This is a genomic window from Iodobacter sp. CM08 (genome assembly GCF_033446605.1).
GTDB lineage: Bacteria > Pseudomonadota > Gammaproteobacteria > Burkholderiales > Chitinibacteraceae > Iodobacter.
Genome location: NZ_JAWQUO010000014.1, coordinates 77,924 through 90,133, shown reverse-complemented (window position 1 = coordinate 90,133; position 12,210 = coordinate 77,924). Strand labels below are relative to the sequence as shown.

The 12,210-nt window shown below is 48.4% G+C and carries 6 protein-coding genes; 5 read left to right on the top strand and 1 reads right to left on the bottom strand.

Translation table 11 applies throughout. The features are described from left to right. The first annotated feature begins 1 nt into the window (after position 1). The 4 genes from R6242_RS09940 to R6242_RS09925 all read left to right on the top strand — a co-directional run bounded on the left by R6242_RS09940 (position 2) and on the right by R6242_RS09925 (position 5,767). Entirely contained in the window at positions 2-1,288 is a 1,287-nt protein-coding gene (locus R6242_RS09940; protein WP_318426312.1) for a restriction endonuclease subunit S, read from the top strand. A 206-nt stretch (positions 1,289-1,494) separates the two neighbouring features. Beyond that, positions 1,495-2,100: a protein adenylyltransferase Fic gene (fic, locus tag R6242_RS09935; protein ID WP_318426311.1), complete on the top strand. Its 606-nt coding sequence runs from the start codon at positions 1,495-1,497 to the stop codon at positions 2,098-2,100. Between the two features lie 21 nt (positions 2,101-2,121). Beyond that, the gene (locus R6242_RS09930; RefSeq protein WP_318426310.1) at positions 2,122-2,547 is read left to right on the top strand and encodes a four helix bundle protein; all 426 of its coding nucleotides are present in this window, start codon (positions 2,122-2,124) and stop codon (positions 2,545-2,547) included. After that, on the top strand, positions 2,537-5,767 hold the full coding sequence (locus R6242_RS09925; protein WP_318426308.1) for a type I restriction endonuclease subunit R, EcoR124 family: 3,231 nt from the start codon (positions 2,537-2,539) through the stop codon (positions 5,765-5,767). Before R6242_RS09930 ends, R6242_RS09925 begins: the two co-directional genes overlap by 11 nt. A gap of 135 nt (positions 5,768-5,902) precedes the next feature. On the opposite strand, the gene R6242_RS09920 is transcribed toward R6242_RS09925, so the two are convergent. Beyond that, positions 5,903-6,238, bottom strand: a complete 336-nt coding sequence (locus R6242_RS09920) for a hypothetical protein (protein ID WP_318426306.1) — start codon at positions 6,236-6,238, stop codon at positions 5,903-5,905. Between the two features lie 182 nt (positions 6,239-6,420). Between R6242_RS09920 and R6242_RS09915 the strand changes: the two genes are divergently transcribed. Beyond that, the gene (locus R6242_RS09915; RefSeq protein ID WP_318426304.1) at positions 6,421-12,204 is read left to right on the top strand and encodes an alpha-2-macroglobulin; all 5,784 of its coding nucleotides are present in this window, start codon (positions 6,421-6,423) and stop codon (positions 12,202-12,204) included. Positions 12,205-12,210: the final 6 nt, after the last annotated feature.

The following is a 12,210-nucleotide window of genomic DNA, read 5'->3' as shown; positions in this document are numbered from 1 at the left end:
AATGATGAATGAAAACCACTCTATCAATGGCAGCACTGAATTCAGCATTCATAATTCAGAATTCATAATTAACAACACGCCTGCTATTCGGTTTAAGAGCTTTGATGGTGAATGGGAAGAGAAAAAATTAGGGTTGAATGCTGAGTTCTTAAAAGGTCAAGGTTATTCTAAAAATGATTTGATCGCAGAGGGAAGCCCAATAGTTTTATATGGGAGATTATATACGAAATATAAAACCACAATTTTTGAAGTGGATACATTTGTGAAAAACAATGGTAAATCCATTGTAAGCAAAGGCAGTGAGGTAATAGTTCCTGCATCAGGTGAAACCTCTGAAGATATTGCAAGAGCATCAGCAGTTGTGCAGTCGGGAATTTTATTAGGTGGCGATTTAAATGTTATTTACCCACATGATAAAATTTATTGCGTATTTTTAGCGCTTACCATTTCAAATGGTAAACCAAAGAAAGACTTGTCGAAAAGAGCACAAGGTAAATCAGTAGTTCATGTGCGCAACGCTGACTTGAAAGAACTAGAAATTAATTTCCCAGATATTGCTGAACAAACCAAAATCGGCGATTATTTTCAACAGCTCGATACTCTGATTGCTCAGCATCAGCAAAAGCACGACAAGCTATTAAGCCTTAAAAAAGCCCTGCTCGAAAAGATGTTCCCCAAGCAAGGCGCAACCGTGCCAGAAATTAGGTTTAAGGGATTTAGTGGGGATTGGGAGTATAAGGTATTGGGTGATTTATCTGAGATTGTTCGTGGTGCCAGCCCTAGGCCAATTGAAGATAAAAAATGGTTTGATGAAAAGTCAGATGTTGGATGGTTAAGAATTAAAGATGTATCTGAACAAGATGGAAGAATTTATTATTTAGAACAACGAATTTCAAAAGCGGGTGAAGAAAAAACCCGTGTACTTACTGAGCCACATCTTCTTTTAAGTATTGCAGCTACAGTAGGAAAACCTGTGATTAACTATGTAAGTACAGGTGTACATGATGGTTTTTTAATTTTCATGAAACCAGTTTTTGATCGTGAATTTTTATTTCAATGGTTAAAAGGTTTTGAACGAGAATGGAAAAAATATGGGCAACCTGGAAGCCAAGTAAATCTTAATTCTGAAATTGTAAAAAGACAAAACATAGCCATGCCACAAGATGATGAGCAGATAAAAATTGGCAACCTGTTCAATCAGTTCGATGCACTAATAAACCAACACCAAGCCCAACTCAAAAAACTCAATAACATCAAGCAAGCTTGCATGGTCAAAATGTTTGTTTAAGGCCACGGCGTAGGCCTTGTTTTAACATCGCTGCGAGCTGGTTTACTTGCTTAATGGTATGCGATTGTAGCCCTTTATGAATAATGGCTACAGACGTATACCCTAGCTAATTATGAGCTATGAATGATGAATTCTGAATTAAAAACCAATGCCTCTAAAATTCATCATTCAGCACTCAGCATTCATAACTCGAACGGAGTTCGCCAATGATCTTAGAGAATAAACTGGGCATCACCGATGCGGTCGAGCTGGCTCGGGTGGAAGAAAGATTGAGTAAAGCCCAAGCCCATCAGCTATTTACCAGCGGCTTTTTAGATACGCTGGAGGTCGGTAGCTTTCAGGCTTTGGCCAGTATTCACGCCGCGCTGTTTGGTGAGATTTATGCTTTTGCGGGAAAGGTGCGCGAGGTGAATATCGCCAAAGGGAATTTTCGTTTTGCGCCGGTGATGTATCTGGCCGTGTCCTTAAAAAACATCGAAGCGATGCCGCAAAGTACGTTTAATGAAATCATCGAGAAATACGTCGAAATGAATATTGCCCATCCCTTTCGCGAAGGCAATGGCCGCAGTACGCGAATTTGGCTGGATTTGATTTTAAAAAAAGAACTCAAGCAAGTGATCGATTGGCAGCGTGTGGATAAAGATGATTACCTCATGGCGATGGAACGCAGCCCCGTGAAAGACATTGAGATTAAATATCTATTGCAACAAGCGCTGACCGATCAAATCGACAATACCGAGATTTACATGAAAGGGATCGACGCCAGCTATTACTACGAAGGCTACACCCTGTATAAGACGGATGAATTGTGAATTATGAATGCTGAGGTATGAATGATGAATGAAAAAGACAGTAATGATAAAAGTGATGAATTCAGCACTCATCATTCATCATTTAGCATTGCCATTCCGGTTCGTACGTTTGAGTTTGCGATTCGGGTAGTGCGTTTGTGTCAGTTTTTGGAAAAACAAGGCAAAGTATCTCAAACGCTGGCTAATCAATTATTACGTTCTGGCACATCGATTGGTGCTAATACAGAAGAAGCACAGGCGGGGCAGAGTAAAGCGGATTTTATTGCAAAAATGTCGATTGCCCGAAAAGAATCCAGAGAAACCCTGTATTGGCTAAAACTGTTGCAAGCAACGAATCTAGTCGAAACGCACATGATAAAAGAGATCATCCAAGAGTCTGATGAGTTGGTGCGAATATTAACCAGCATCGTAAAAACAGCACAACAGAGCAAACAGCATGGCAAGTAATTCATCCTTCATCACTCATCATTCAACATTCGTCAGCGAAGCCGCTTTTGAAACTGCCTTAGTCAATGAGCTAAAAAATAAAGGCTGGGAAGATCAGGTCTTAAAAAATACGACCGAAGCGGATTTGCTGCAAAACTGGGCGGATATTTTATTTCAGAACAACCGCGACATTGACCGCCTGAACGATGTACCGCTGACTAATAGCGAAATGCAGCAAATTGTGGAGCAAATTCGCGAGCTCAAAACCCCGCTCAAACTCAATGGATTTATCAATGGCAAAACCGTGTCGATTACCCGCGATAATCCGCAAGACCCACTGCATTTTGGCAAGGAAATTAGCCTAAAAATCTACGACCGCCACGAAATCGCTGCTGGGCAAAGCCGCTACCAAATTGTGCAGCAACCGCAATTTGCTAAGGCGTCCAAAATCCTGAATGACCGCCGTGGCGATGTGTTGCTGCTGATTAATGGCATGCCCTTGATTCACATCGAACTCAAACGCAGCGCTGTGCCAGTCAGCCATGCCTACAATCAAATCGAAAAATATTCAGCCGAGGGCGTATTTACCGGCGTGTTTGGCTTGGTGCAGGTGTTTGTGGCGATGACGCCGAGCGAGATGGTCTATTTTGCCAACCCTGGCATGGATGGCAAATTTAACAAAGATTTTTACTTTCATTGGGCTGATTTTAATAACCAACCCATGAATGATTGGAAAAGCATCGCCTCGGTCTTTTTGTCTATCCCGATGGCGCATCAATTGATTGGTTTTTACACCGTGGCCGATCATTCGGATGGCGTGCTCAAAGTGATGCGCAGCTATCAGTATTTTGCCGCCAATGCCATTTCAGACAAAGTATCCAAAACCAACTGGGCTGATCGTGACCGTTTGGGCGGCCATGTGTGGCATACCACCGGCTCTGGTAAAACCATGACCAGCTTTAAATCAGCGCAGCTGATTGCCCATTCTAAAGACGCTGATAAAGTGATTTTTTTAATGGATCGTATCGAGCTGGGCGTGCAATCGTTACAAGAATACAAAGGCTTTGCTGGCGAGGGTGAATCCGTGCAGGCGACTGAAAATACCGGCGTGTTGATCACCAAACTCAAAAGCACCGATCCTGCCAATACCTTGATTGTTAGCTCGATTCAAAAAATGAGTAACATCAATGCCGAGGCCAATGACGATGGCGTGAGTTTACAAAGCCATGATATTGCGTTGATCAACCTGCAGCGCATTGTGTTTATTGTGGATGAAGCGCACCGCTCCACCTTTGGCGATATGCTGATCACGATTAAAGCCACCTTTCCAGCGGCGATTTTTTTTGGTTTTACCGGCACGCCGATTCAAGATGAAAACCAAAAAAATCTGAATACGACGGCAACGGTATTCGGCGACGAATTACATCGCTACACGATCGCCGATGGCATCCGTGATAAAAATGTATTGGGGTTTGATCCGTACAAGGTGATGACTTACAGAGATAAAGATTTAAGAAGAGCCGTGGCACTAGAGAAAGCCAAAGCCAGTACGGAAAGTGAAGCCTTGGCCGACCCGCAGAAAAAGGCAGTGTTTAATCGCTATATGCGTGATGTCGCGATGGCTGGTCACAAAGAAGCCAATGGCGATTATGTGAAAGGCATTGAAGATGAGTTGCCGAATTCTCAATACGAAGAAGCGATACATCAACAGGAAGTAATTAAAGATATCGTTGACAACTGGACGAGTCTGAGCCAGAACAGTAAATTTCACGCTATTTTTGCCACCAGCAGCATTAAAGAGGCGATTGAGTATTATCGCCGTTTAAAAATTGCAAAACCCGAGTTAAAAATAAGTGCCTTATTCGATCCGAATATTGATGAGGTGGGTAATTATGTCGATACCGCGTTTAAGCAAGCCGGTTTAATTGAAATCATTCAAGACTATAACGCGCAGTATGGGCAGGATTTTAATTTGGGCAGTCATGCTCAATTTAAAAAAGACCTAGCCGCTCGGCTGGCGCATAAAAGGCCGTATTTACGCCTTGAAAAAAATCCAGCGCAGCAAATTGATTTATTGATTGTGGTGGATCAAATGCTCACCGGCTTCGATTCAAAATGGCTCAACACCTTGTATCTGGATAAGATGCTCAAGCATGAAAATATCATCCAAGCCTTTTCGCGTACCAATCGCCTGTATATCGAGCATGAAAAGCCATTTGGCACGATACGCTACTATCGTAAGCCGCACACGATGGAGCGCAATATTGCGGCTGCCATCAAGATGTATTCCGGCGATAAACCGATTGGGCTATTTGTCGAGAAACTGCCGAGTAATTTAGAAAAAATGAATCTGTTTTATGCTGACATTGCTGAGCTATTTAGTAATGCTGGCATCGCTAACTTTGAAAAATTGCCTGCCGATAAATCGCTATGCGGTCAATTTGCCAAACTGTTTGCGCAGCTCAATCAGCATTTAGAAGCGGCTAAAATACAAGGGTTTACTTGGCGCAAACTCAGCTACCCATTTGGGGTGGGTAAGGCGCAATTTGAAATCACGCTAGGCTTTGATGAAAATACCTATTTGGCATTAGCGCTTCGGTATAAAGAATTATCCAGCGGCAGCGGCGATGGGGGCGGCGGCGAGAGCGCGGTGCCATTTGATCTATCTGGGCATTTAACCGAAATCGACACCGGAAAAATCGACGCCGATTACATGAATTCGCGCTTTGAAAAATACCTCAAGACGATTCAGCAAAATGATGGTGGCGCGGTAGACATTCAAAAAATCAAGGATGAGCTGCATAAGTCCTTTGCTACCTTGACTCAAGAAGAGCAAAAGTACGCCAATATTTTTCTGAATGACGTGCAGCGCGGCGACGCCACGCTAGCAGAAGGCAAAACCTTTCGAGATTACATTACTGAATACTTAGCTAATGCTAAAAACGCGCAAATTACCGAGCTGGTGAATGCACTGGGTAAGGCTACAGATATTGCCGTGTTTACCGACAAATTAAGCCGGATGATGAATACTGGCATTACTGCAGCCAATATCAATGAGTTTGGCCGCTTAGACACGCTGAAAAGCTACGTCGATAAAGCCAAAGCAAAAGCATATTTCGAAAAATCCGAAGCCGCTAGTTTTTCGGCATTTCAGATCAATATGAAAATCGACAAATTGCTACAGGATTTCATTATGAAAGGTGGTTTAGATCTACAGCAACCCAACACTTGCACGGCATAAGTCGTAAAAGCCGTTGATTGATATAGGTAGATACGCCGTATGGAATTAAGCAAAACGGTGTAATGGGCTCTCTGCGTGCAACGCACACCTTGCACGCAGAGCGACTAAAGCCTTGCAAAGCACATCATTACACCATCAAGAAACCTGTTTAGATTTACGCACCAGCAAATACACCAAATAAGCCATCAGCAATACCGGTAGCAAAGACAATAAGGCCGGTAGCAAACACGCCAGTAAAACTACCCCGCCAATAAACAGCAGAAAAGCTGCTAAGCCTGCAAATACAAATAATAAAATAGCCCCCACCAGCAATAACACCGGTATAGCGATTAAGCTATCCGCACCATCCGCAGCCCATTGCCAATTTTCATTATCCCCAGTCATTTGAATATTTAAACCGTGGTTAAAATAATCTGCACCTAAATAAACGCCAAGTAACACCAGTAGCAATCCAATCAGTATATTTTTCATTTTTAGCCCCAGAACAACGCCGTTGGAATAAGACGAGTATCTTCCGTATTGGCGCAGTTTTAAACAGCAGAGAGACAGATTGTAATTTGTTGCGGCCAGAACGTGAAATATGCGGGGCGAGATGCAAAGCCATCGCTGCCTGCATATATACTGACATCATCCTTGCCTGAAGAGCAGCAATAATGAAACGACTTTTGCAACTCGCCTTGCCCCTCTGGCAATGGCTGCACCGTGCCGCAGCTTTTGTGCTCACCTTTCTCTTTGGTCAGGTGAACTGGCAGGCGCCGCGCTGGTTGCAAAAGCTGGCGCTGGGGCTAGAAGCCGCAATGCGCTGGATGCGGGCCAAGCCCAAGCAGGCGGGGATTGCTGTGTTGGCTTTTGCGCTGCTGGCAACAGGTGGAACAATGGGCTGGCGCTGGTATCAGGCTCAGCCTAAGCCGCAGCGGGTGAGCTATGTGGTAACGGCCCCAGCCTTAACGCCTTATGACGATAAAGATCGGCCACAGCCGCTACCACTGGTGGTGGAATTCAACGAATCCACTGCGCCGCTTAAGCAAATTGATAAGCCAGCAGGGGATGGCGTAAAACTCTCCCCTGCTATGGCGGGTAGCTGGGTTTGGGAAGGCGATAGAAAACTGGTGTTTCAGCCCAAGGCCGATTGGCCGGTGGATGCGGAGTTTGAAGTCTCGCTGGCTAAAAAAAACCTGCTGGCAGAAAGCGTAAAGCTTGAGGAATATAGTTTTACCTTCAAGACCGCGCCCTTTGCCGCCAATGTGGCCGAGGCACGTTTTTACCAAGACCCGAGGGATGCCAATCTTAAAAAATTAGTCGCTACCCTGCACTTTAGCCATCCGGTTGACCCTGCCAGCATTCAAAAAAACATCAGCCTAAAGCTTGGCGGTGGGCTGAGCTATCAAAGCGATAAAGTGCCGCCTTATTCAATTAATTTTGATAAAGCCAAGCTGAACGCGTTTATTCATTCCGCCCCACTGACCGTGCCTAAAGAAGACAGCGATATTCTGCTCACTTTGGCAAAAGGCGCAAAAGCGGCCCAAGGTGGCAATGCACTTGATGCAGATTTAGACAGCAAGATCAGCGTGCCGGGCCTCTACAGCCTGCGCTTTGATAATGTGCAAATGCTGCTGGCCGATAACGAGCGCTACGAGCCAGAACAAGTAGTGATGATGTCCAGCAATGTGCCGGTATCTGAGGCGGCGCTTAAAGGCAAAGTGCATGCTTGGCTACTGCCAGAATACCCGCCCAATACGCCTAAAGAAGATCAGCATGGGGTGTATCAATGGGGGGCCAGTCAGGTTGGCAAGGCACAGCTTACGGCAGAGCTAGCGCTCAAACCCCTCCCCGCCGCCGATGAGTTTGGCACGATGCATAGCTGGCGCTTCTCCGCCCCTGTTGGGCGCTCGGTGTTTTTGCAGGTGGATGCCGGTGTGCAGGCGTTTGGCGGCTATCAATCTGGCAAGATCATGAGCCGTGTGTTTCAGGTAGCGCCTTACCCTAAGGCAGTGAAGCTGCTATCCGATGGCGCGCTGCTTTCTATGGCTTCAGATAAAAAAATCGCCTTTGTGGCGCGTGGCTTGCCTGGGGTGCGGATTGAAGTAGGGCGCTTATTGCCTAACCAACTGCACCATTTGGTTGACCAAAGCAGCGGCAACTTTGCCAAGCCCGAGATCGCCGATCAGTATTTAGATACTCTCGTTGAGCGCTTTACCGAAGAGCGCACCCTGCCTGCCACCGAGCCGGGCAAGCCTTATTACGACAGCATCGATCTAAGCCGCTATCTGGCGGATAAAACAGGGAATCGGCGCGGCGTATTTATGCTGAAGCTCACGCCTTTTGACCCCAAGCACCCTAAAAACCGTGATGAGGAAACCAGCGATAGCCGCTTTATTTTGGTCTCTGATTTAGGCGTGCTGGCCAAAACCGCCGTGGATGGCAGCAATGATGTGTTTGTGCAGTCCATATCTAACGGCGATGCGGTGGATGGCGCAAAAATTGAGGTGATAGGCCGCAACGGGCTTACCGTGGCCAGCAGCCAAACGGACAACAGTGGCCGTGCGCATCTGCCTGCGCTTAAAGACTTAGCCCGCGAAAAAGCACCGCTGATGTATTTAGTCAGCAAGGGTGACGATGTGTCGTTTCTGCCGATGAATCGCTACGATCGGCAGCTGAATCTATCGCGCTTTGATATTGGCGGCTTGGCCAATGCGACATCGGCGCAGCAATTATCCAGCTTTGTGTTTTCTGATCGCGGCATGTATCGCCCGGGCGAAACCGCGCATATCCACAGCATTACCCGCAGCGCCAATTGGGCGGGCAGTTTAGCGGGCCTGCCGCTAGAAATGGAAATCACCGATCCGCGTGGGCAAGTCGTCAAAAAAGAAAGAATCAAGCTCAGCAGCGCTGGCTTTGAAAGCATTGATTTTGCCAGCAGTGAAAGCGCGGCCACCGGCGATTATCAGATTGGTGTTTACCTTATCAAAGGCAAGAACGATCACGAGCAAATTGGCAGTGGCAGCATCAAGGTAAAAGAGTTTGAGCCAGATCGGATGAAAGTCAGCGCCACGCTGAGCAATGCGCCCGTCGTCGGCTGGATTAAGCCGGAAGAGATCAAGGCCAATGTAAAAGTCATGCACTTATTTGGTAGCCCAGCAGGCGGGCGGCGGGTAGAGGGCGAGATGATTTTAACGCCTAGCGTGCCCACCTTTGCCGCCTTTGCCCAGTATCGCTTCAGCGAGGCGGGCCAGCTTAAAGAGCCGTTTAGAGACGCACTGCCCAGCGCCACCAGCAACGATCAGGGTGACGCGGAGCTGAATCTGAATCTGGCGCGCTTTGCCAGATCCACCTACCAATTGCACCTCACCGCCCGTGCTTTTGAAGCGGGCAGTGGCCGTGGCGTGGCGGCAGAAAGTGCCGTGCTGGTGTCATCCGCCCCGTATTTAATTGGGGTAAAAAGCGATGGCGAGCTGACGTATATCCAGCGCAATGCCAAACGCGCCGCGCACTGGCTGGCGCTTGGCCCAGATCTCAAACCGATGCTGGCTGAGCAGCTCACCGTCAATTGGGTGGAGCGCAAATATGTGTCAGTGCTGGTGAAGCAGCCCGATGGCACATTCAAATATCAATCGCGTAAAAAGGAAATCAACCGCGATAGCAAGCCACTTAGCCTGCCCGCTGGAGGCAGCAATCTAACGCTGCCAACTGCCGAGCCGGGCGATTTTGCGCTGGTGCTGAGAGGGCCAGATGGTGCAGAGCTAAACCGTATCGAATACACCGTGGTGGGCGCGGCCAATATCGCCCGCTCCTTAGAGCGTAATGCCGAGCTGCAACTCACCTTAAATAAGAAAGACTACAAGGCGGGTGAAGAGATCGAAGTCAATATCCGTGCGCCCTACACCGGCGCGGGGCTGATCACCATAGAGCGCGATAAAGTCTATAGCCACGTTTGGTTTAAGGCAGATACCACCAGCTCGGTGCAAAAAATCACCCTGCCTAAAGACTTTGAAGGCAATGGCTATATCTCGGTGCAGTTTATCCGCAGCCCAAGCAGTGATGAAGTCTATATGAGCCCGCTTTCTTACGGCGTTGTGCCGTTTGCGGTGAATTTGGATGCCAGAAAGCTCGATGTCAAAATCGCCACCGCCAAAGAGGTCAAACCGGGGCAAAAGCTTGAAATGAAAGTCAGCAGCAATCAAGATGCCCGCGTGGTGGTGTTTGCGGTGGACGAAGGTATCTTGCAAGTGGCGCGTTATAGCACGCCTAAGCCGCTAGACTTTTTCTTCCAAAAACGTGCCTTAGATGTACGCACCAGCCAGATTTTAGACTTAATCCTGCCAGAATTTGCAAGACTAATGCAAGGTGCAGCCCCCGGCGGGGATGCTGCGGGTGCGCTTGGCAAACACCTCAATCCATTTAAACGCAAACGCCAAGCCGCCGTAGCGTGGTGGTCTGGGCTGATCGACGTGGGGCCACAGGGCAAAACGCTAAGTTACACCGTGCCGGATACCTTTAACGGCAAATTACGGCTGATGGCCGTGGCGGTAACGGCAGATAAAATCGGCGTATTTGAAGGCGGCAGCGAGGTGCGCGGCGATTTAATCCTTAGCCCCAATGTGCCATATACCCTTGCCCCCGGCGATGAATTTACCGTGAGCTTAGGGGTATTTAATAATCTACGCGCAGCAGGCACTGCCCCCGTGCAGCTAAAACTAGATGCGGATGCGGCCTTTACTTTACTCTCGCCCGCCCAACAAACACTGAATATCGCCAGCCAGCGTGAAGCCAGCACAGAGTTCCGCCTGCGCGCCAACAGCGTGCTTGGCTCGGGCGGGTTACGCTTTACCGCCAGCAGTGGTGGCAAGCAAGGCATAGCCAGAGATGCCGTTAGCATTCGCCCCGCTGTGCCTTACTCCACCAAGCTAAGCGTGGGCCGCTTTGATAATGCCACGCAGGAAGTGGCGTTAAGCCGTGACTTATTTAAGGAGTATCGAAAGGTCAGTGCGGGCGTGGCTGGCTCGCCCTTAATCTGGGCTCAGGGCTTGGCGGTGTATCTAGAAAACTACGCTTATAGCTGCACCGAGCAAGCCATCAGTAAGGGCTTCCCTGCCCTGCTGTTGCCTAATTTAGATCGCAACAAAACGCAGAAAGTATTTAGCAATCTAAAGCAAACCTTGGCCGAGCGGCAAAATGATGACGGCAGCTTTGGCCTATGGGCTAGCAATCCTGATATCTCGCGCTTTGCTTCCGTTTACGCCGTGCATTATTTAGTTGAAGCCAAAGAGCGCGGCTTGCCGGTATCCGACGATATGCTCAAACGCGCCAATAGCTGGCTAGAAATCCTCGCCACTGGCAGCAGCGAAAACCTAAGTGAAGCCAGAGAGCGGGCCTACGCTATTTACCTGCTTAGCCGTCAAGGCGTAATGACCAGCGGCATGATTGCAGCACTACAACAAGAGCTGGAAGCGCACCACGCTAAAGTCTGGCAACAAGACCTTACCGCCGCCTATTTAGCTGCCAGCTACAAGCTTCTTAAACAAGATTCTTTAGCCAACAAGCTATTTAAAACCGTGCCGTGGCTGATGATTGCTAAAGCCCCACCCAGCAGCGGCGAGAATTACTACAGCCCACTGGTACACGATGCTCAGCGGCTGTATCTGCTATCGCGCCACTTTAAAGAGCAGCTCAGCAGCGTGCCTTCCGCCGAGCTGGCGCAGCTGGGCAACGCCATCAGCGGCCAAAACTACCATTCGCTTTCTGCCGCGTATTTAATGCTGGGGCTGGAGGCCTATAGCAATAATGCAGGGGTATTTACGCTGGACGAAGTGGATAAAGGCGGCAAGATCAGCAAGCTAGACAACACCGCGCTGCTTTCAAACACCGCTCACAGAGTACGCTTTGGCAAAGAAGGTGCCCTACCCGGCTTTTATCTACTCAGCGAAGCAGGCTTTGATAAGCAGCCACCCAAGGCAGCCATTAAGCAGGGGGTGGAAATCATCCGCGAATACACCGATATTGCGGGTAAAGCCATTAGTAAAGTCAAAATTGGCGAAGAGTTTTTAGTACGCCTACGGCTGCGCGCTGAGCAAAACAGCGCGCAAATGGCCATTGTTGAGCTATTACCAGGCGGGGTAGAAATCGTGCCATCGCCTAAGGAAGAAGCCCCCGCTCAAGCCAGCACAGAAGGCGAGGGAGAAGGCGAAGCGCCACAGCGCCCAGCTTGGCAATCCCCACTGGGAGAAAAGCAATCCAGCTGGCGGCCAGATTATCTTGATATGCGCGACGACAGAATCGTGCTGTACGGCAACATCAGCAAAGACGCCGCCACCTTTGTCTACCGCCTACGTGCCACCCACGCGGGAGTCTTCACCAGCCCTGCGCCTTACGCACAAGGCATGTACAGCGCCCAGCAAGGCCGAGGTGTGGCAGGCAAGCTAGAAATTGTGAAACCTTGATGGGAG

What these genes read in the sequence shown, in the direction of transcription:
- fic (WP_318426311.1), top strand. Translation starts at nt 1,495, where the DNA reads ATGATCTTAGAGAATAAACTGGGCATCACCGATGCGGTCGAGCTGGCT.
- R6242_RS09915 (WP_318426304.1), top strand. Translation starts at nt 6,421, where the DNA reads ATGAAACGACTTTTGCAACTCGCCTTGCCCCTCTGGCAATGGCTGCAC.
- R6242_RS09940 (WP_318426312.1), top strand. Translation starts at nt 2, where the DNA reads ATGATGAATGAAAACCACTCTATCAATGGCAGCACTGAATTCAGCATT.
- R6242_RS09930 (WP_318426310.1), top strand. Translation starts at nt 2,122, where the DNA reads ATGATGAATGAAAAAGACAGTAATGATAAAAGTGATGAATTCAGCACT.
- R6242_RS09920 (WP_318426306.1), bottom strand. Translation starts at nt 6,238, where the DNA reads ATGAAAAATATACTGATTGGATTGCTACTGGTGTTACTTGGCGTTTAT.
- R6242_RS09925 (WP_318426308.1), top strand. Translation starts at nt 2,537, where the DNA reads ATGGCAAGTAATTCATCCTTCATCACTCATCATTCAACATTCGTCAGC.